Here is a 19,311-nt window from a genome sequence, read left to right as displayed (position 1 = left end):
AGTCTCCCCGTCGCGTCGAGCGACACGGGCTCTTCGTCGGTCGAGTAGCGAGCGCCAGCGAGCGTATCGAGACCCTCGGGACCGACAGCGCTGCTCGACGACAGCCCTGCCGCTCGTCGACGGCCGGGGCACAGCCGCAAGCGCGACCGGCCCGAGGGCACCGTGCGCTCAGGAGTAGCGGTGGCTCTTCGCGGTGTGGCCCAGCTCGCGGGTGCAGGTGCGTCCGCCCATGTTGCGGTGTCCGCAGAGCGCCTCGGCGGCGCCGGGCTCGGCTGCCGGGGCCTCGGCGGGAGCGGCACGCTTCGCAGCCGGGCGCGCAGCACGTGCCGGGGTCGTCGAGGAGGCGTCGGGCGCCACCTGCGCGCGGCGCGGCGCGGTCGTCGGCGCCTTGGTCATCTGCTCGTAGCGGGCCTCGCGCATCGCGCGCAGGGCGTCCATCTTGCTCATCGTCGGCTCACGCCCGGAGCCTACGGCGCGGCACCGACAGTCGGCCCACCCCGCGCCGCCGACCCGACGCCGACCCGACGCCCGGCCGACGTCCGGGCGGTGCGCGGCCTAGAGTCGCGGCATGCGCTTCGGACTCACGATCCTGCCCGAGCTGCCCTGGCGCGAGCTGCGCCCGCGCTGGGAGGCGGCCGAGGCCATGGGCTTCGACCACGCCTGGACCTACGACCACCTGGTGTGGGGCGGCCTGCCCGAGTCGCCCTGGTACGGCACCACGCCGACCCTCACCGCCGCGGCCACCGTCACCGAGCGCATCGGCCTCGGCACGTTCGTGTCGTCGCCGAACTTCCGTCACCCCTACGTGCTGCACCGCGACGTGCAGTCGCTCGACGACGTCTCGGGCGGCCGGTTCCTGCTCGGCGTCGGCACCGGCGGTGACCTCGACTCCCGCATCCTCGGCGAGGCCGACCTCACCACGCGCGAGCGCGTCGACCGGTTCCAGGAGTTCGTCGAGCTGCTGGTGCGGCTCCGCGCCGAGGACCACGTCGACTCCGACGGGCGCTGGTTCTCCGCCCGCGACGCCCGCACGCTGCCGGCGCTGCGCGGCGTACCGCTGGTGGTGGCCGCCAACGGCCCGCGCTCGCTGCGCTTCGCCGCCCGCACCGGTGACGCCTGGGTCACCACCGGCCCCCGCGTCGACACCCTCGAGGAGTGGTGGACCGGGCTCGACCGTGCGCGGCAGACCCTCGAGGGGGCCCTGGTCGACGGCGGGCGCGACCCGGCGGCGTTCCCGCGCTACCTCAACCTCGACTCCGCCCCGCAGTTCAGCCTGGCCAGCGCCGAGGTCTTCGCCGAGATGACCGGGCGGGCCGACGCGCTGGGCTTCACCGACGTGATCACCCACTGGCCACGCCCCGACGGCCCGTACGCCGGCGACGTGGCGGTGCTCGAGCAGGTGGCCGCCGACCTGCTGCCGACCCTGCGCGGCTGACCGGCCCGGGTCGGGCCCCGGGGCGTCGTTGCGCCACGGGCGGGTAAAGAGACCCCTAGGGTGCGGTCATGACCCAGTCCCCTCCGCCCGGCGGAGCCTTCCCCCCGCCGCCTCCGCGCCCCGCCCCCCACGGCGACCCCGTCACGCACAGCGGCACGAACAGCACGTCGCGTCGCGCGTCCGGCCCCCTGGGCCGCCTCACCGACGGCGGGCCCCTCGACGTCGACCGCGCCGTGGTGGCGCTCGGCGTCGCGCTGCTGGCCACCGCCGTGGTGCTCTCGGCCGTCTACTCCCGCTTCGACGGCGAGCTCGACTGGTCCAACTACGTCGTGGGCCTGCTGGCCACCGCCGGGTTGCTCGGCGTGGCCGCGATCGGCGTCGTGCTGGCCGGCAGTGCCCGCGAGCGTCACGAGGACCGCCAGGACCTCGTGGGCTGGCCCGGTGCCTTCGGCGCCCTGGCCGTCGGGCTGATGCTCGCCGTGGCCCTCGACGACAGCGACGCGACCTTCTACGTGGCGGGCCTGGCCGTGGTCGCACTGTCGGTCGGCGGCTACGTGCTGACGCGGCGACCCCCGTTCGTGGTGACCGCGATCCTGGGGCTCTTCCTCGTCTACGGCCAGCTGGTCGACGACCTCCTCGGCACCTCGGAGGCCGCCGACGACCTCGGCGTCGTCGGCCCGGCCGTCGCCCTGGTCGTCTTCGCGGTGCTGGTCACCGCGGGCGGCTGGCTCCTGCCCACCCGCGTGCTCAGCGGCGTCGTGGTCGGTGCCCTCACCGTGCTCGGCTTCGCGCTGCTCACCGGCACGGTCGCGGTCGTCGGCGCCATCGAGGCGGCCTTCGCCGGGATCGACTCCGGCCCGGGCGGCTCGCGGCCCGGGCGGTTCGAGGGGTACGAGGGCGACGCGTGGACCATCCTCGGGCTCTCGCTGCTGCTGGTGCTGGGCTGGACGGCGTGCGCCGCGCTCACCCGGCACGTCGGCTTCCGCATCCTGGTCGTCGCCCTCGCCGTGGTCGTCACGCCCCTGGTCACGGTCGTGCTCACCGTCGACCACCCGACGTGGTGGGCCCTGGTGATCGGCGTCCTCGGGGGCGCCCTGCTGCTCCTCGCCGCCTTCCGCGCGCTGCAGTCGCGCGGCGGCCGCGGCGGCGCCCGCCGGTCGACCCCCGACCCGGTGCACCACGCCGGCCACCCGCAGGACCAGCCCGCTGCCTGGGGCCCGCCCGCCGGCGCGCCGGCCGGGACGCCGTCCGGTGCTGTCGAGGGACGCACCCAGGTGCGTCCGCCCGCGCCGCCCACCCAGCCGATCCAGCAGCAGTCCTCTCAGCAGCCGGGCCAGCAGCCGCCCTGGGGGCCGCCCCCGGCCGGTCCGCCCGCCTGACCCCACCGCCTGGCCACGCACGACGCCCCGGCTCCCGAGGAGGAGGCCGGGGCGTCGTCGTCCGCACCCGCACCCGCACGCTGTGGCTCGGGCCGAGGCAGCCGCTCAAGGGGCGCACACCGCAGCCGGGTGGCCGCCGCTGCGAGTAACGACCCGCACGGTCAGCGCAATCGCGCCCGACGAGCGCCCACGGGGCCGAATCGGCTCGTGTCGCCCTATGGTCAGGAAGCCGTGGCCCGCACCGCGTCGACGAGGCGGGGGTCGTCGGGCTCGACGCGCGGGCCGAAGCGGGCGACGACGGTGCCGTCGGCGGCCACCAGAAACTTCTCGAAGTTCCACGACACGTCGCCGGCCTCGCCGTTCTCGTCGGGGGTGCCCACGAGGTCGGCGTACACGGGGTGGCGGTGCTCGCCGTTCACCTCGACCTTCTCGGTCATCGGGAAGGTGACGCCGTAGGTGGCGGAGCAGAACTCCTCGATCTCCTCGGCCGTGCCGGGCTCCTGGCCCATGAACTGGTTGCACGGCACGCCGACCACGGTGAACCCGTGGGGCGCCATCTCCTCGTGGAGCCGCTCGAGACCGGCGTACTGCGGGGTCAGGCCGCAGCGGCTGGCCACGTTCACCAGCAGCGCGGGACGCCCGCCGGTGATCTCACCGAGGGTCGTCGGGGTGCCGTCGAGGCGGGCGATCGGGGCGTCGAGGATGCTCATGCCAGGAGCGTACGGCGGCCCCGGGACCGCGGCGGAACCAACCGTCGGCGGCAGTCGTTACCGTCGAGTCCCGCCCCACGCGTGATCCGCCGCAGCCCCGAGGTGCCCGCTTGAGCTTCGTCCCCGTCACCGGCACCGCCACGTTCCGCCCGGCCGACCCGCCGCGCGACGGCGTGGTGGAGTTCGCCGACGAGCGGCGCACGGTCGCGCTGCCCATGCGGGCGGCGCTGCCGGTGCTGACCCGCGCCCACGCCCGCGACGACCTGCACCCCAGCGTGGGGCTGCTGTCGGGGGCCGCGCTGCTGGGCATGCGCCTGGTGGCCGCCGGGCGTCTCGAGCCCGGTCCCGAGCGCCCGGGCGCACCGGCGGCGTGGCGGGCGGCCCCGCTCGACGCCGCCGACCACGACCGGGTGGTGATGCTGGCCCGGTCCCGGCGCCACGACGACCTCGACGAGGCGGCGGCGCAGGCGCTGGTGCGCCAGGTCATCGACGCGGTCTGCGACGCGATGCCGCGCTCGGCGCCCACGGGCCCGGCGAGTGCCGGGGCGGCCAGCACGGCCAGCGCCGTCAGGCCGGCCCGGCCGGGGGGCCGCGCGGGCACGGCGTCGGCGTCCCCGTCGTCCGCCGGCTTCGCCGACCGCCTCCAGCGACGCATCGACGCCCACCGTCGCGGCGTGCCCGACGACCGCCCCCAGCTGGTGACCGTGTCGCTGCGGGTGGAGGCCGACGAGGAGGAGCTGGTCGCCGGCGCCGTGCGGCTGGTGCTGCAGGTGCACGACGAGCGCAACGCCCTCCACGTCGCCGACGCCGCGGTGCTCTGGACCGAGTCGGGCCACGAGGCGTCCCACGGGTTCGGCGACCGGGCCCGCACCCACGCCCTGGTGGCCCTGCGCGCCGCGGCCGACGCCTGGCCGGTGCTGGAGCGGCTGCTCGAGCTGCGGGTGCCCGACGAGATCACCCTCGACGCCGACGAGCTGGTCAGCCTCCTCGAGGACGGCGTGGGCGCGCTGAAGCAGCGCGGCGTCGACGTGCTCTGGCCGCGCAGCCTCGGGCGCGACCTCACCGCCACCGCCGTGCTCGACCGGGCGCCCCGCCCGGGCTCGGCCGCCACGCGGGAGGACGCGCTGCACGACGGCCTGTTCGGCCCCGAGGCGATGTTCGCCTTCTCCTGGCAGGTGGCGCTGCACGGCGACCCGCTGACCGAGGAGGAGATGGAGCAGCTGGCCGGCGCCGCCGCGCCGGTGCTGCGGCTGCGCGGCGGGTGGACCGTCGTCGACCCCGCGGTGGCCCGCAAGGCCCGCCGGCGGGTGGTGCGCAGCGTCGGCGCCGTGGAGGCGCTGGCCACCGCGCTGACCGGCGTCGGCACCGTTTCCCGCCCGGGCGCGACGACCGACGGCGCGGGGGCCGACGGCGAGCAGGTGATCGTCGGCGCCAGCCTGCTGAAGGTCCGCGACCGCATCACCGACGCCGCCACCCGCCCCCCGCTGGCCCCGCCGCCGGGGCTGGCCGCCACCCTGCGCGACTACCAGCTGCAGGGCCTGACCTGGCTGGCCGAGCTCACCTCGCTGGGCCTCGGGGCCTGCTTGGCCGACGACATGGGCCTGGGCAAGACCGTCACCCTGATCGCGCTCCACCTGCACCGCCGCGCCGAGGGCGCCACCGGGCCGACCCTCGTCGTGTGCCCCACCAGCCTGCTCGGCAACTGGGAGGCCGAGGTCCAGCGGTTCGCCCCCGGCACGCCGGTACGCCGGTTCCACGGCGGTCAGCGCTCGCTCGAGGGGCTCGACGGCCTCGAGGGCGGCTTCGTGCTCACGACGTACGGCACGATGCGGGTCTCCCACGAGCTGCTCGCCACCGTGCCGTGGGACCTGGTGGTGGCAGACGAGGCGCAGCACGTGAAGAACGCCCGCTCCACCACCGCCCGCCACCTGCGCCGCATCCCCAGCGCGGCCCGGGTGGCGCTCACCGGCACGCCGGTGGAGAACGACCTGTCGGAGCTGTGGGCCATCCTCGACTGGGCCACCCCGGGCCTGCTGGGCAGCCGCAACGCCTTCCGCAAGGTGTGGGCGGCCCCCATCGAGTCGGGCCTGGAGCCGACCAAGGCGCGCCAGTTCGCCGACCTGATCGGGCCGTTCCTGCTGCGCCGGCGCAAGTCCGACCCCGGCATCGCCCCCGAGCTGCCGGCCAAGACCGAGACCGACCACCCGCTCCAGCTCACCCGCGAGCAGACGGTGCTCTACGAGGCGTTCGTGCGCGACACGATGGCCCGCATCGAGCGCGCCGACGAGGACACCCGTCGTGGGTTGGTGCTGGCGCTGCTCACCGGCCTGAAGCAGATCTGCAACCACCCGGCGCACTTCCTCAAGCAGGACGGCGGACGCATCGCCGGGCGCTCGCAGAAGATCGACCTGCTCGACGAGCTGCTCGCCACCGTCATCGCGGAGGACGGCGCGGCGCTGGTCTTCACCCAGTACGTCGCGATGGCGCGGCTGGTCGCGACCCACCTCGCCGCGCAGGGCGTGCCCCACCAGCTGCTCCACGGCGGCACCCCGGTGCGCGAGCGCGAGGCGATGGTGCGCCGCTTCCAGCAGGTCACACCGGGCGAGCCCGCACCGGTGTTCCTGCTGTCGCTGAAGGCCGGCGGCACCGGTCTCAACCTCACCCGCGCCGACCACGTCATCCACGTCGACCGCTGGTGGAACCCCGCGGTGGAGGAGCAGGCCACCGACCGCGCCCACCGCATCGGCCAGGTCAGGCCCGTGCAGGTGCACCGCATGCTCACCCGCGGCACCATCGAGGAGAAGGTCGCCGAGCTGCTGGCGCGCAAGCGGGCGCTGGCCGACGCCGTGCTCGGCGGCAGCGAGGCCGCGCTCACCGAGCTGAGCGACGCCGACCTGCGCGACCTGGTGACCCTGCGGCGCACGCCCGACGAGCCGGACCCGCGGTGACCACGCTGCTGCACACCCGGGTCGCGCCGCGGCGCTCCCGCACCCGCGCGGTCACCTGGTGGGGCAAGGCCTGGGTGCGGGCGGTGGAGGAGTCGGCGTACGCCGAGGGCGACCTGGCCCGCGCCCGCTCCCTGGCCCGGGGGGGCCACGTCGGACAGATCGCCGTGGGCGACGGCACCTTCGTGGCCGCGGTGGAGGACGAGCACGGCCTGTGGGCCACCTCCGGCGGGGTGTCGGTGCTCGACGTCACGGCCGCGGAGGCGCTGGTGGAGGCGGTGGCCGCCCAGGCCGGGCGGGTGGCGGCCCTGCTGGCCGGCGACCTGCCCCACGACCTCGTCGAGCACGCCGAGGAGGCCGGCGTCGAGCTGCTGCCGTACGGCGGTGAGCTCACCTCCACCTGCTCCTGCCAGCACTGGACCGACCCGTGCCCGCACGCCCTCGCCGTGCTCTACCAGCTGGCCTGGCTGATCGAGGCCGACCCGTTCGTCCTGCTGCACCTGCGCGGCCTGGGCCGCGAGGAGCTGCTGGCCCGGCTGCACGCCCGCGCCGCGCCCGACCCGGTCGCCGGCGGGGACGACGCCGACGACGCCGACGACGCGGGCTCGGCGGGCGGTGGTCTCGACGACGTCGGGCTCGCCCTCGACGCCACCGTGCGCGCCGCGCGGCTGCTCCAGCTGATCGCGCGCGGCGACGACGACCTCGACCACCTGTTCTGAGCCGGTGCCGACGACTGGTCGGTGCGCGTAGCGCTCGCTACGATGGGGGTGCTGAGGGTTTCTGCGCGTCTCGGAGGCGGGTTCGACGTGCGCCCGTCCTGTCGTACCCCGACACAGCCAGATTCGAGAACCTCCGTGTCACCGCTCGTCTCCTACCGTCGACTCCTCGGACTCGCCGGCCCGCTCTACGTCGCCGTCGCCTTCGTCGGTCGCCTGCCCGCCGCGATGAGCCAGATGGGCGCCCTGCTCCTGGTCTCGTCGGTCACCGGCTCCTACGCCGCCGGCGGGCTCGCCGCCGGCACCCTCGCCGTCGCCAACGCCGTGGGCTCCCCGGTGGCCGGTGCGCTCGCCGACCGCCACGGCCAGCGGGTCGTGGTCGTGGCGCAGTCGCTGGCCGGCGGTTGCGGCCTGCTGCTGCTGGTGCTGCTGGCCCACCGCGGCGCCGACGTACCGGTGCTGGTCGCGGCCGCCGGCCTGGCCGGGGTGCTCATCCCGCAGGTCGGCCCGCTGGCGCGGGTGCGCTGGCGCCCGATCACCCGGCACGCCGGGCCGGGCCGCGCCCGGCTCGTCGACGCGGCGTTCTCCTACGAGGGCGCGGCCGACGAGGCGTCGTACGTGCTCGGGCCCGCACTGCTCGGCGTCGTGGTGGCGATCGCCAGCCCCGGTACGGCGGTCGTGGTGGCGGCCCTGCTGCTGCTCGCGTTCGGCACCTGGTTCGGCCTGCACCCCACGGCCCGCCTCGTCGACGACGCCCACCACGGTGCGGCGCGCGGGCGCCTGGTCACCACCACCTTCGCGGTGCTGCTGGTGGCCCAGCTGCTGGTGGGGGTGCTGTTCGGCTCGGTGCAGACCGGGACGTCGGTGCTGGCCGAGGCGCAGGGCCAGCTCGGCCTCGCCGGACTGGTGCACGCGGTGCTCGGCATCGGCTCGGTGGCCGCGGGACTGCTCGTCGTCGCGCTGCCCGAGCGCTTCCACCTGTCGCGGCGCCTCGTGTGCTTCGCGGTCGGCATGCTGGTGCTGTCGTCGCCGCTGCTGCTGGTCGACTCGCTGGCGGCGCTGTCGCTGGCCGTGCTGGTGCTCGGCACCGTGATCGCGCCCTACATGATCACCACCTTCACCCTCGCCGAGCGGGTCTCCCCGCCCGCGCGGGTCGGCGCGGCGATGACCCTGATGGCCGGCGCGACCGGCGTCGGGTACGCCATCGGCTCCAGCACCGCCGGCCGCCTGGCCGACGCCTCGGGCCACACCGCGGCCTTCGCCGTCGCGGTGGTCGGCGCGGGCGTCGCCGTGGTGCTCACCGGACTCGCCCAGCCGCTGCTGCGCCGCATCGAGCGGCGGGCCGAGACCGGCGCCGACCCCGCCGCGCAGCCCGTCGGCGCCTGACCCCCGCTCCTCCGGCGCTTGCGTCGGTCCGGTCGCCGGGGGGTCGTGTGCCTGAGGACGCGCCCGACCGCGTCGTGGGGCACACGACCCGGGTGCTGTGCCGGCTCGGCCGGTGCCGCGGGTTCGGTTTGTGGGTCGTGTGCCTGACCGCGCGCTGGGCCGCGTCGTGGGGCACACGACCCGGGTGCTGTGGCGGCTGGGCCGGTGCCGCGGGGTGGGTGCGCGGGTCGTGTGCCTCCTGGCGCGCTGGGCCGCGTCGTGGGGCACACGACCAGGCTCGAACGCCCGCGGTCGGGGTCGGGTCCGGCTAGGGGCAGGGGCTCGTGTGCCTGGCGGCGCGCTGCACCGCGTCCTCAGGCACACGACCCAGGCACACGACCCACGCACACGACCCACGCACACGACCCACGCACCACCGCACGAGCAGCGGCGACGAAGTCAGGAGGCGGGGACGCCGAGCGCGCGGAGGGCCATGGCGGGCAGCAGCCGGCGCATGGCGGCGTCGTCGAGCAGGCTGCTGTGGGGCGTGGAGTTGATCAGGCCGAAGGCGGCGTGGGCGGTGGCGCGGGCCTCGTCGAGGCCGAGGCGGGAGTGGTGGCGGCGCAGCTGCTCGGCCCAGACGTCGACGTACTCGCGCTGCAGGGTCCGCACCTGCTCGCGCGCGGCGGGGGGCAGCGACTCCCAGTCGCGGTCCTGGACGACGATCAGCGCGCGGTGGCGCAGCGCGAAGTCGACGTGGTGGTCGACGAGCGCAGCCAGTGCGGCGGCGGGGGAGGAGGTGGTCTCGGCGCGCGCCGCGCCCACGGCGAGCAGCTCCTGGGAGATGGAGACCAGCATCTCGGCGAGCACGGCGTCCTTGGAGGCGAAGTGCTTGTAGAGCGCGGGCCCGGAGATGCCGCAGGCCGCGCCGAGGTCGGCGACCGAGACGCCGTGGAAGCCGCGCTGGGCGAAGAGCTCGGCGGCGGTGTCGAGGATCTGCTGCCGGCGGCTCGACGGCGCCGCCTGCTCGGTCGTCACCCACCCAGGTTAGCGGTCGTTCACCTGGCGGGGCCGGGAGCGGACCGGTCGTGGACGCCACGGTTAACGATCGCTAACCTGGGCGGGTGACCGACCTCAGGGAGCTCTCCGCCGACCTGCACCGGCGGCTGGCCGCGGCCCGCCTTGGCGGCGGGGAGGCCGCGCGCCGCAAGCACACCGACCGCGGCAAGCTGCTCGTGCGCGACCGCGTCGACCGCCTGCTCGACCCCGGCAGCCCCTTCCTCGAGCTCAGCCCGCTCGCCGCCACCGGCATGTACGGCCCCGCCCGCGACGGGGCCGGCACCGACAGGGCCGGCACGGACGGTCCCGACACCGTGCCCAGCGCCGGCGTGGTCACCGGCCTCGGCACCGTCAGCGGCCGGCTCACCGTGGTGGTCGCCAACGACGCCACCGTCAAGGGCGGCACCTACTACCCGCTGACGGTCAAGAAGCACCTGCGCGCCCAGGCCGTCGCGGCGGAGAACCACCTGCCGTGCGTCTACCTCGTCGACTCGGGGGGTGCGTTCCTGCCGATGCAGGACGAGGTGTTCCCCGACCGCGAGCACTTCGGGCGGATCTTCTTCAACCAGGCGCAGCTCTCGTCGCGGGGCATCCCGCAGGTCGCCGCGGTCATGGGCTCGTGCACCGCGGGCGGAGCCTACGTCCCGGCGATGAGCGACGAGACGGTGATCGTCAAGGAGCAGGGCACGATCTTCCTGGGCGGCCCGCCCCTGGTGAAGGCCGCGACCGGCGAGGTCGTCACCGCCGAGGAGCTCGGCGGTGGAGACGTGCACGCCCGCCGCAGCGGGGTGGTCGACCACCTCGCCGACGACGACGACCACGCGCTGGCCATCGTGCGCGGCATCCTCGACACCGTGCGGCCGGCCCCGCCGGCGCCGTGGGAGGTGCGCGAGGTCGACGAGCCGCTCGAGGACCCCGACGGCCTCTACTACGTCGTGCCGGCCGAGGTCCGCACGCCGTACGACGTGCGCGAGGTGATCCGCCGCGTCGTCGACGGCAGCCGCTTCCAGGAGTTCAAGCGGCTCTACGGCGAGACGCTGGTGACCGGCTTCGCCCACGTGTGGGGCCACCCGGTCGGCATCGTGGCCAACAACGGCATCCTGTTCGGGGAGTCGGCGCTGAAGGGCGCGCACTTCATCGAGCTGTGCAACCAGCGCGGGATCCCGCTGGTGTTCCTGCAGAACATCTCGGGCTTCATGGTCGGTCGCGAGTACGAGAACGCCGGCATCGCCCGCGACGGCGCCAAGCTGGTCACCGCGGTGGCCTGCAGCGTGGTCCCGAAGCTCACCGTCGTCATCGGAGGCTCCTTCGGCGCCGGCAACTACGGCATGTGCGGGAGGGCCTACGACCCGCGGTTCCTGTGGATGTGGCCCAACGCCCGCATCTCGGTGATGGGCGGCGAGCAGGCCGCGTCGGTGCTGGCCACGGTCGCGGGCCGGCCCGACGACGAGGAGCTGAAGGCCCCGATCCGCGCGCAGTACGACACGCAGGGCTCGCCGTACTACTCCACCGCGAGGCTGTGGGACGACGGCGTCATCGACCCCGTCGACACCCGCCGCGTGCTCGGCATGGGCCTGGCGGCCGCGGCGCACGCGCCGGTCCCGCCCCCCTCCTACGGCATCTTCCGGATGTGAGCGCGCAGTGACGAGCGAGGAACGAGCTCGGCGCGTGGGCGCGCTCAGATTGAGCAAGACCCGCGACCGAGGAACGAGGGCGCGACGGTCGCGTCGAAATCTCAGTGCGCGAGAGGCGGCAGCATGCCCATCGAGACCCTCCTGATCGCCAACCGAGGCGAGATCGCGCTCCGCGTCATGCGGACGGCGGCCCGCCTCGGCCTGCGCACGATCGCCGTGCACACCGACCTCGACGCCACCGCGCCCCACGTGCGCGCGGCCGACGCCGCGGTGCGTGTGCCGAGCTACCTCGACGTCGACGCGGTGGTCGCGGCGGCCGTCGCCAGCGGCGCCGACGCCGTGCACCCCGGCTACGGCTTCCTGTCGGAGCGCGCCGTGTTCGCCGCCGCCCTCGCCGAGGCCGGGGTGGTCCTGGTCGGCCCGAGCGCCGCGGTGATGGACCAGATGGGCCGCAAGGACGCCGCCCGCGAGATCGCGGTGGCGGCCGGTGTGCCCGTGGTGCCGACCGGGGCGGACGCCGTCGAGCGCTGGACCGGCCCCGTGCTCGTCAAGGCCGCAGCGGGCGGCGGCGGCAAGGGCATGCGGATCGTGCGCGACCAGGCCGACCTGGCCGAGGCCACCGCGGCCGCCCGCCGTGAGGCCCTGGCGTCGTTCGGCGACGACACGGTGCTGATCGAGAAGTACGTCGAGCACGGCCGCCACGTCGAGGTGCAGGTCGTCGGAGACGCCCACGGCACCGTGCTCCACCTCGGCGAGCGCGACTGCTCCGCCCAGCGCCGCCACCAGAAGGTGCTCGAGGAGGCCCCCGCGCCGACCCTCGACGACGCGACCCGCGCCCGGCTGCGCCAGGCGGGCGTCGACCTCGCCGCCCACGTCGGGTACGTCGGCGCCGGCACCGTCGAGTTCCTCCTCGACACCGACACCGACGAGTTCTTCTTCCTCGAGATGAACACCCGCCTGCAGGTCGAGCACCCCGTCACCGAGGCCGTCACCGGCCTCGACCTGGTGGAGCTGCAGCTGCAGGTCGCGGCCGGCGAGCCGCTGCCGCTCACCCAGGACGACGTCCGCCTCACCGGTCACGCCGTCGAGGCCCGGGTGTACGCCGAGGACGCGTTCGGCGGGTTCCTGCCGCAGGCCGGGGCGACCTCGATCGTGCGCTGGCCCACCGGCCCGGGCGTGCGCGTCGACCACGCGCTGGAGGGCGGCCAGGTGGTCACCACGTCGTTCGACCCGATGCTCGGCAAGGTCGTGGCGCACGGCCCCGACCGCGAGGCGGCCCGGCTGGCGCTGGTCGCCGCGCTCGACGACACCGCGATCCTGGGCCTGACCACCAACACCGGCTTCCTGCGCGCGCTGGTGGCCTCCGAGCAGTTCCGCGACGCCACGATCGACACCGCCTGGCTCGACCACCACGAGGTGGCGCCGCCCGACCCCGCGCCCGCCCGGCTCGTCGCCGCGTGGACCCAGGCGATGCTCACCGCGGTCACCGGGCCGGCCCCCGGCACCGCCATGGGCCCCTTCGCCGCCGACGGGTTCCGCCTCGGCGGCCCCGCGGCCCCGCAGCGGGTGGGGCTCGACGTGGCGGTGGTGGTGGAGCGCACGACGTCGACGCGCGGCACCGTGGACGGCGTGCCGGTCACCCAGCACAGCGCCGAGCACCACACCGTCGTCCTCGACGTCGACGGCCGGCGCACCCGTGCCGTGGTGGACGCGACCGCCCACCAGGTCGAGGTGGTGCTGCACGGGCAGCGCCACGTCTTCCGCCGCCCCGACCCCGCCCTCGACCAGGCCGTCGCCGCCGGCGACGGCACCCTGGTCTCGCCGATGCCCGGCACGGTGCTCGACGTGCGGGTCGTCGAGGGCCAGGGCGTCGCGGAGGGCGACGTGCTCGGCGTGGTGGAGGCGATGAAGATGGAGCTCGCCCTGCGCGCGCCGTTCGCCGGCACCGTCACCGAGGTCGCCGCGGTCGTCGGGCGCCAGGTGGCGCTCGGCGCGCCGCTGTTCGTCGTCCGGCCCGACGTCGAGACCGGCGAGCCCGGCACGGGGGAGGGCGCGTGAGCCAGCAGCCCGCCCTCGACCCCACGGCCGACCCCACCGGCGACCCCACCGGCGACCCGACTGGCGACCGGCCGCCCCGGCCGGTGGGCAGCACCCTGCCGATGGTGGTGCGCGACGAGGCGCTGCCGCGGCGGGTGACGATCCACGAGGTCGGCCCGCGCGACGGCCTGCAGAACGAGTCGACCACGGTGCCGGTGGAGGTGAAGGCGCAGTTCGTCCGGCGCCTGCTGGCGGCGGGGCTGCCGGTCGTGGAGGCCACCAGCTTCGTGCACCCGCGCTGGGTGCCGCAGCTGGCCGACGCCGAGGAGCTGATGACCCGCCTGGTCGACGAGCTCGGCGACACCGCCCGCGCCCTGCCGGTGCTGGTGCCGAACGAGCGCGGCCTCGACCGGGCGCTCGCGCTGGGGCTGCGCCACGTCGCGGTGTTCGGCTCGGCCACCGAGACCTTCGCCCGGCGCAACCTCAACCGCGGCCTGGAGAGCCAGCTCGACATGTTCGCCCCCACCGTCGAGCGGGCCCGCGCCGCCGGCCTCGACGTGCGCGCCTACCTCAGCATGTGCTTCGGCGACCCCTGGGAGGGGCCGGTGCCGCTCGCGCAGGTCGTCGCCACCGGACGCCGGCTCCTCGACCTCGGCGCCACCCAGCTCAGCCTCGGCGACACCATCGGCGTCGGCACCGCCGCCCACGTCACCGCGCTGGTGGCGGCCTTCGGGGAGGCCGGCGTCGGCCCCGACCGGCTCGCGCTGCACTTCCACGACACCTACGGCCAGGCCCTGGCCAACGCCGCCGCCGGGCTGCGCGCCGGCGTCACGACGTACGACGCCTCGGCCGGCGGGCTCGGCGGCTGCCCCTACGCCGCCAGCGCCACCGGCAACCTCGCCACCGAGGACCTGGTGTGGCTGCTCACCGGTCTCGGCGTCGAGCACGGCGTCGACCTGCCCGCGCTCGTCGCCACCAGCGCTTGGATGGCGCAGCACCTGGGACGCCCCAGCCCGTCGGCGGTGGTGAGGGCGCTGGCACAATCACCCGGGTGAGTCCCGCAGCCCGCCGCCGGGTCTACCTGCACATCGGTGCCCCGAAGACCGGCACCACCTACCTGCAGGACCGGCTGAGCCTCAACGCGCGCGCGCTGGCGGCCCACGACGTGCACGTGCCGACCCGCTCGGCGCTGGTCAGCCCCGGCCTCTTCCACTTCCGCGCGGCGCTCGACCTGCTCGGCCAGGACTGGGGCGGCGAGCCCGGGCACGCCGACGGCAGCTGGGACGCGCTGGTACGCCGGGTGCGCCGGCGGACCGGCACGTTCGTGGTGAGCCACGAGATCCTGGCACCGGCCTCGGCCGAGCACGTCGCGAAGGCCAAGCACGACCTCACCGGTGGCGGCAGCGACGACACCGAGGTGCACGTCGTCTACAGCGCCCGTGACCTCGCGCGCCAGCTGCCGGCGGCCTGGCAGGAGAGCATCAAGCAGGGCCGCACCTGGACCTACCGCCGCTTCCTCAAGCGCGCCCGCCGCGGCCAGACCTGGTTCCGGCGCTCCTTCGACCTGCCCGCCGTGCTCGGCACCTGGTCGGCCGGCCTGCCGCCCGAGCAGGTGCACGTCGTCACGGTGCCGCAGCGCCCGGGTCCCGGCGCCCCGCCGGCGTCGCGCGACGAGCTGTGGCTGCGCTTCTGCCGCGCCTTCTCCATCGACCCCGCGTGGGCGCCGGAGGAGAGCGAGCGCACCAACCCCTCCCTCGGCCCCGCCGAGAGCGCGCTGCTGCGCCGGCTCAACGAGCGCCTGGGCCGCCGCGCCCGGGGCGCCCCCGACTTCGACGTGCTGGTGCGCGAGCTGCTGGCCGAGCGCGAGCTCGTCGGTCGCTCGACGAGCCGGCTCGTGCTGCCGCCGCGCCTGCACGGCTGGGCCTCGGAGGAGGCGGAGCGCTGGATCGAGTGGGTGGAGGCCAGCGGCGTGCACGTCGTCGGCGACGTCGCCGACCTGCGTCCGGTGGCCCCCGAGAAGGGCGCCGGGTGGGTCGACCCCGACCGGGTGCCGCCGCGTCAGCAGCTCTCGGCCGCCCTCGACGCGCTCGCCGCGATGACCCGCGAGGCCGCCCGCCGCGACGACCCCGACCGCCAGCTCGGCACCCGGGTGCGCGAGCAGGCCAAGCGGCTGCTCGACACGTGAGCGGCGAGGAACGCGCCTGGGCGTGGCGCGACCACCTCGGCGCGGGCGGGACCACCCCGTGGTCGCAGTGGACCGCGCAGGTGCCGGGCCGCGGGCGGGTGCTGCCCGGGGCCCAGCAGCTCGAGCTGCTGCGCCGCCTGAACCTCGCCGGCGGTGCGTCGCCGGCGCTGGCAGCGCGGGTGCTCGGCGCCAGCGCCCCCGGTCGCGGCCGCCCCGACCTCGAGCTCGTCGGGGTGGGCGGCTCAGGGGTCGGCTTCGGCCCGGCGCCCGTCGACCCCGCCGACCTGCCCGACGACGAGCTGGTGCGGGTGGCCGGGGGCCTGCTCGCCGAGGACGTCCTCGCCGCCGGGGCCGAGCTCGACGCGACCCGGCCGACGCCCCCCGGGAGCACCCGTCGCCGCTCCCTGCCGGGCCGGTCGCGGCGGCGGGCGACGTACCGGCTGGTGGGCGACCCGTGGTGCGCGCCGGCCTACCGGCGCCGGCTCGCGCAGGCCGGCCGTCCCCCCGGACGCCGGGCCGGCGGACCGCCCCCCGTGGTGCTGGTGGTGGGCCGCAGCCTGTCGGAGGTGCTCGCCGACACCTGGACCGCTCGTGCGGTCGGTGGCGGCGCCGTGCCGTGGCGCACGTGGCTCGACACCGCGGTCGCCCGGGGCCAGCCGGCGCCGGCGCTCGACGTCGCCGCCGTGGCCGAGCGCTGGGCCGCCCGGGTCGGCCGGGCGCGGGTGCGGGTGGTGCTCGACCACGCCGCACTGCCCGCGCTGGTCGGCGCTCCGGCCCGCACCGTGCTCGACGCCCACCGCCCGTCGGCCGACGCCGCCGAGCTCACCCGCCGCGTGGGGCAGGGCCTCGGGCTGCTGGTGCTGCCGCCGCGACGTCGGCTGCTGCTGCGCGAGGTGCTGCTGCCCCGCCTCGAGGGCCTGCCCGGCCCCGCGCTGGTGGTGCCGCCGGAGCACCAGCGGTGGGTCGTGCGTCGCTCGCGGCGCGTCCGCGACGCGCTGCTCGCGGCTGGCTACCCTGTCGTCGGCGACCCGGGCTCCCTGCTCGACGCCCCCGACGCGCTGGCCGCGGCCGAGGGCGCCGACCCCGACGACGCGCGGGTGCTCGACCTCGCCGTGCGACTGCTGCGGGAGCACGACCACCCCACCCCGACCCGAGAGGACGACCGATGAGCCAGCGCGTCCTCCTCCACGTCGGCACCCCGAAGACCGGTACGTCGTACGTGCAGGACGTGCTGCACCGCAACCGCGACCGCCTGCTGCAGCACGACATCCTCTACCCCGCCGAGCGCTTCGACGCCCAGTTCCTGGCCGCGCTCGACCTGATGCGGCTGCCCTGGGGCGGCCTCGAGGCCGACGCCATCGGCGCCTGGGACGACCTCGCCGCTCGCGTGCGCTCCCACCGCGGCACCGCGATCATCAGCCACGAGATCCTGGCGACCGCGTCGCGCGCACAGGTCGGGCGGGCGCTGGAGTCGCTGGGCCACCGCGCCGACGGCAGCGGCACGGAGGTGCACCTGGTGCTGTCGGTGCGCGACCTGGTGCGCCAGGTGCCGGCGGAGTGGCAGGAGAACGTCAAGCACCGCAGCACGATCACCTACGAGCGGTTCCTGGCCCAGCTGCGCGACCCCGCCCGCGAGGGGCGCATCGCCACCTGGTTCTGGGGCGTGCAGGAGATCCCCGACATCCTCGACCGGTGGGGCCACGACCTGCCTCCCGAGCGGGTGCACCTGGTCACCGTGCCGCCCCCGGGCGGGCCGCCCGACCTGCTGTGGCAGCGCTTCAGCCGGGCGCTCGGCCTCGACGGCATCGAGCTCGACCTCGAGGCGGAGCGGGCCAACCCGTCGTTGGGCGCCGCGGAGACCGCGCTGGTGCGGCGGGTCAACAAGGCGGTCAACGCCCGGCTGGAGCCGGCCGACTACCGCCCGCTGGTGCGCGAGCTGCTGGCCCACCGCACGCTGTCGCAGCGCACCCGCACCCCGCGCCTGGCGCTGCCGCCCGAGGTGCACCCGTGGGTGAGCGACCTCGGGGCGCGGTGGGTCGCGGAGGTGCGCACCCGCGGCTACGACGTCATGGGCGACCTCGACGACCTCACCGGCGCCCCCGTCGACCCGGCCTGGGCCGACCCCGACGCACCGTCGGAGACCCAGGTGGCCGGCGCCGCGGTCGACGCCATCAGCGCGCTGCTGCTGGAGAACGCACGGCTGCGCCACACCGAGGAGCGGCTGCACCACGAGCTGCACGACGCCCACGAGGCGCTGCGGCGCTCCTACCTGCGCCCGTCGTACCGGGTGCGGGAGAAGGTGGTGCGCCGCCTGCAGGCCGGGGGCGCCGGACGTCGGGCGCTGGCGGTCTACCGGCTGGTGCGCGGCAGGAGCTCGCGCTCGGCGTAGCGCCCGATCTTCCAGGTGGAGTAGCCGTCGGCGCCCATGCCGACGACGCCGCCCACCACCGGCACCCGGCGGCCCACGGTGACCGCGAGGCGCTTGCCCATCACCCGGGTCACCAGGTCGCTGGCCACCTCGGTGGACACGGCGCGGTCGGTGTCGGGGGAGCCCGCCGGCGCGGTGAGCAGGGCGCTGGGCGGACCGGGGAGCTTGCCCGACTTGATCAGCGAGGCCACGGTGTCCTCGCCCATCAGGCAGGCCAGGATGGCGTTGCGCACGCGCGAGTCGTCGAGGTCGTGGCCGCGCAGGTGGGCGATGCAGGCGATCATCCGGCACTGCACCAGCGCCAGCCCGGTGATGTTGGCCGGCATCGACACGGCCGCGGTCACCACGCCGCCGATGTTGGTGACCAGGCCCTGCGCGCCGGCCAGGCGCACGTGGTTCTCGATGACCTCGTGCACGGCCTTGTCGACGTCACCGCCCTGCTCGGCCAGCTGCTTGTCGGCCGCCGCGGCGGCGCCGGGCAGCGGACCGACCCCGCGGATCGCGCGGTTCAGCGCCTCCCGCACGAACGACGTCGTCAGCCCCGGCGCCATGCCGGTGACCTTCGGCGCGATGGTGCGGGTCAGGTGTCCGGTCAGTCCTCTGCGAGCGCTCATGCCTTACATCGTACGGAGGCTACCGTCGGCGCGTGCCCGTCGAGCCCCCACCCACGTCCTGGTCCTTCGGCGACCCCGGGCGCTTCCCGGACGACGACGACCTGGTCGGGGTGGGTGCCGACCTCGAGCCCGGCACGCTGCTCGCCGCCTACCGCCAGGGCCTGTTCCCGATGCCGTCGGGGCGGCGCCGCGACCCGATGTACTGGTTCTGCCCGGTGGAGCGCGGGGTGCTCCCGCTCGACGGGCTGCGCGTGTCGCGCTCGCTGCGGCGTGCGTGCCGCGACTTCGAGATCCGCGTCGACTCCGCCTTCGCCGAGGTCGTCGCCGCCTGCGCCGACCCCCGCCGTCCGCAGGGCTGGATCGACGCGCGGGTGCGCGCGGCGTACCTGCGGCTGCACGAGCTGGGCTGGGCCCACTCGGTGGAGGCGTGGCAGGACGACCGCCTGGTGGGCGGGCTGTACGGCGTGGCGACCGGGGGGCTGTTCGCCGGTGAGTCGATGTTCCACCACGTGCGCGACGCCTCGAAGGTGGCGCTGGTGGGCCTGGTCGACCTGCTGCGCGACGACTGCCCCGGTCGCCTGCTCGACGTGCAGTGGCGCACCGAGCACCTCGCCAGCCTCGGGGTGGTGACCGTCGACCGGGCGACGTACCTGGAGCGGCTGGCCCGGGCGGCCGCCTGTCCGCTGCCGGCGGCGTTCGACGACCCGCAGGGGTGAAACCGGCACTTCCGGGGGGCGGCGCGCATGATCCGGTGGCCGGTGGGGCAGGGTGGCAGCACACGTTCCAGCCCCACCGTCGTCCGCA

At 76.1% G+C, this 19,311-nt stretch carries 16 protein-coding genes; 12 read left to right on the top strand and 4 right to left on the bottom strand.

Annotated elements, in window-relative coordinates; genetic code table 11:
• Window positions 1–168: 168 nt before the first annotated feature.
• Entirely contained in the window at window positions 169–447 is a 279-nt protein-coding gene (locus AC4OR8_RS02790) for a hypothetical protein (RefSeq protein ID WP_492164048.1), read from the bottom strand.
• Between the two features lie 121 nt (window positions 448–568).
• Here AC4OR8_RS02790 and AC4OR8_RS02785 point away from each other — a divergent pair, with 121 nt between their 5' ends.
• Both AC4OR8_RS02785 and AC4OR8_RS02780 read left to right on the top strand, forming a co-directional pair.
• Window positions 569–1,435: an LLM class flavin-dependent oxidoreductase gene (locus AC4OR8_RS02785; protein ID WP_492164047.1), complete on the top strand. Its 867-nt coding sequence runs from the start codon at window positions 569–571 to the stop codon at window positions 1,433–1,435.
• 68 nt (window positions 1,436–1,503) lie between these two features.
• Entirely contained in the window at window positions 1,504–2,814 is a 1,311-nt protein-coding gene (locus tag AC4OR8_RS02780; protein WP_492164046.1) for a hypothetical protein, read from the top strand.
• A 221-nt stretch (window positions 2,815–3,035) separates the two neighbouring features.
• Here AC4OR8_RS02780 and AC4OR8_RS02775 read toward each other — a convergent pair whose 3' ends face one another.
• Window positions 3,036–3,524 carry a glutathione peroxidase gene (locus tag AC4OR8_RS02775; protein WP_492164045.1) on the bottom strand — a complete coding sequence of 163 codons (489 nt, stop codon included), beginning with the start codon at window positions 3,522–3,524 and terminating at the stop codon, window positions 3,036–3,038.
• 110 nt (window positions 3,525–3,634) lie between these two features.
• Here AC4OR8_RS02775 and AC4OR8_RS02770 point away from each other — a divergent pair, with 110 nt between their 5' ends.
• The 3 genes from AC4OR8_RS02770 to AC4OR8_RS02760 all read left to right on the top strand — a co-directional run bounded on the left by AC4OR8_RS02770 (window position 3,635) and on the right by AC4OR8_RS02760 (window position 8,571).
• Entirely contained in the window at window positions 3,635–6,472 is a 2,838-nt protein-coding gene (locus tag AC4OR8_RS02770; RefSeq protein ID WP_492164044.1) for a DEAD/DEAH box helicase, read from the top strand.
• Complete coding sequence (locus tag AC4OR8_RS02765) at window positions 6,469–7,188, top strand: SWIM zinc finger family protein (RefSeq protein ID WP_492164043.1); 720 nt, start codon at window positions 6,469–6,471, stop codon at window positions 7,186–7,188. The genes AC4OR8_RS02770 and AC4OR8_RS02765 overlap by 4 nt, the downstream gene beginning before the upstream one ends.
• Before the next feature lie 135 nt (window positions 7,189–7,323).
• Window positions 7,324–8,571, top strand: coding sequence for an MFS transporter (locus AC4OR8_RS02760; protein WP_492164042.1), 1,248 nt, complete (start codon window positions 7,324–7,326; stop codon window positions 8,569–8,571).
• 438 nt (window positions 8,572–9,009) lie between these two features.
• Here the strand turns inward: AC4OR8_RS02760 and AC4OR8_RS02755 are convergent, their stop codons facing one another.
• Window positions 9,010–9,588 (bottom strand): SACE_7040 family transcriptional regulator, encoded by a 579-nt coding sequence (locus tag AC4OR8_RS02755; protein ID WP_492164041.1) that lies wholly within the window; start codon window positions 9,586–9,588, stop codon window positions 9,010–9,012.
• Between the two features lie 86 nt (window positions 9,589–9,674).
• Between AC4OR8_RS02755 and AC4OR8_RS02750 the strand changes: the two genes are divergently transcribed.
• The 6 genes from AC4OR8_RS02750 (at window position 9,675) to AC4OR8_RS02725 (ending at window position 17,854) form a co-directional block, all read left to right on the top strand.
• A complete protein-coding gene (locus tag AC4OR8_RS02750; RefSeq protein ID WP_492164040.1) occupies window positions 9,675–11,243 on the top strand; it encodes a carboxyl transferase domain-containing protein in 1,569 nt (522 codons plus the stop codon).
• Window positions 11,244–11,366: 123 nt separating this feature from the next.
• Window positions 11,367–13,301, top strand: a complete 1,935-nt coding sequence (locus AC4OR8_RS02745; protein ID WP_492164039.1) for an acetyl/propionyl/methylcrotonyl-CoA carboxylase subunit alpha — start codon at window positions 11,367–11,369, stop codon at window positions 13,299–13,301.
• A complete protein-coding gene (locus AC4OR8_RS02740; protein WP_492164038.1) occupies window positions 13,298–14,335 on the top strand; it encodes a hydroxymethylglutaryl-CoA lyase in 1,038 nt (345 codons plus the stop codon). The genes AC4OR8_RS02745 and AC4OR8_RS02740 overlap by 4 nt, the downstream gene beginning before the upstream one ends.
• On the top strand, window positions 14,332–15,465 hold the full coding sequence (locus tag AC4OR8_RS02735; RefSeq protein ID WP_492164037.1) for a hypothetical protein: 1,134 nt from the start codon (window positions 14,332–14,334) through the stop codon (window positions 15,463–15,465). Before AC4OR8_RS02740 ends, AC4OR8_RS02735 begins: the two co-directional genes overlap by 4 nt.
• Window positions 15,462–16,634, top strand: coding sequence for a hypothetical protein (locus AC4OR8_RS02730; protein ID WP_492164036.1), 1,173 nt, complete (start codon window positions 15,462–15,464; stop codon window positions 16,632–16,634). The genes AC4OR8_RS02735 and AC4OR8_RS02730 overlap by 4 nt, the downstream gene beginning before the upstream one ends.
• Complete coding sequence (locus tag AC4OR8_RS02725; protein WP_492164035.1) at window positions 16,631–17,854, top strand: hypothetical protein; 1,224 nt, start codon at window positions 16,631–16,633, stop codon at window positions 17,852–17,854. The genes AC4OR8_RS02730 and AC4OR8_RS02725 overlap by 4 nt, the downstream gene beginning before the upstream one ends.
• Here AC4OR8_RS02725 and AC4OR8_RS02720 read toward each other — a convergent pair.
• Complete coding sequence (locus AC4OR8_RS02720) at window positions 17,815–18,507, bottom strand: EcsC family protein (RefSeq protein ID WP_492164034.1); 693 nt, start codon at window positions 18,505–18,507, stop codon at window positions 17,815–17,817. The genes AC4OR8_RS02725 and AC4OR8_RS02720 overlap by 40 nt on opposite strands.
• Window positions 18,508–18,539: 32 nt before the next feature.
• Here AC4OR8_RS02720 and aat point away from each other — a divergent pair, with 32 nt between their 5' ends.
• Entirely contained in the window at window positions 18,540–19,223 is a 684-nt protein-coding gene (aat, locus tag AC4OR8_RS02715) for a leucyl/phenylalanyl-tRNA--protein transferase (RefSeq protein ID WP_492164033.1), read from the top strand.
• Window positions 19,224–19,311: the final 88 nt, after the last annotated feature.

The sequence above is a fragment of the Nocardioides sp. FY1077 genome (assembly GCF_058681775.1).
Note: the sequence above shows the minus strand (reverse complement) of the source record. Positions and strands in the feature narration are given on the sequence as shown.

What these genes read in the sequence shown, in the direction of transcription:
- AC4OR8_RS02790 (WP_492164048.1), bottom strand. Translation starts at nt 447, where the DNA reads ATGAGCAAGATGGACGCCCTGCGCGCGATGCGCGAGGCCCGCTACGAG.
- AC4OR8_RS02785 (WP_492164047.1), top strand. Translation starts at nt 569, where the DNA reads ATGCGCTTCGGACTCACGATCCTGCCCGAGCTGCCCTGGCGCGAGCTG.
- AC4OR8_RS02780 (WP_492164046.1), top strand. Translation starts at nt 1,504, where the DNA reads ATGACCCAGTCCCCTCCGCCCGGCGGAGCCTTCCCCCCGCCGCCTCCG.
- AC4OR8_RS02775 (WP_492164045.1), bottom strand. Translation starts at nt 3,524, where the DNA reads ATGAGCATCCTCGACGCCCCGATCGCCCGCCTCGACGGCACCCCGACG.
- AC4OR8_RS02745 (WP_492164039.1), top strand. Translation starts at nt 11,367, where the DNA reads ATGCCCATCGAGACCCTCCTGATCGCCAACCGAGGCGAGATCGCGCTC.
- AC4OR8_RS02725 (WP_492164035.1), top strand. Translation starts at nt 16,631, where the DNA reads ATGAGCCAGCGCGTCCTCCTCCACGTCGGCACCCCGAAGACCGGTACG.
- AC4OR8_RS02720 (WP_492164034.1), bottom strand. Translation starts at nt 18,507, where the DNA reads ATGAGCGCTCGCAGAGGACTGACCGGACACCTGACCCGCACCATCGCG.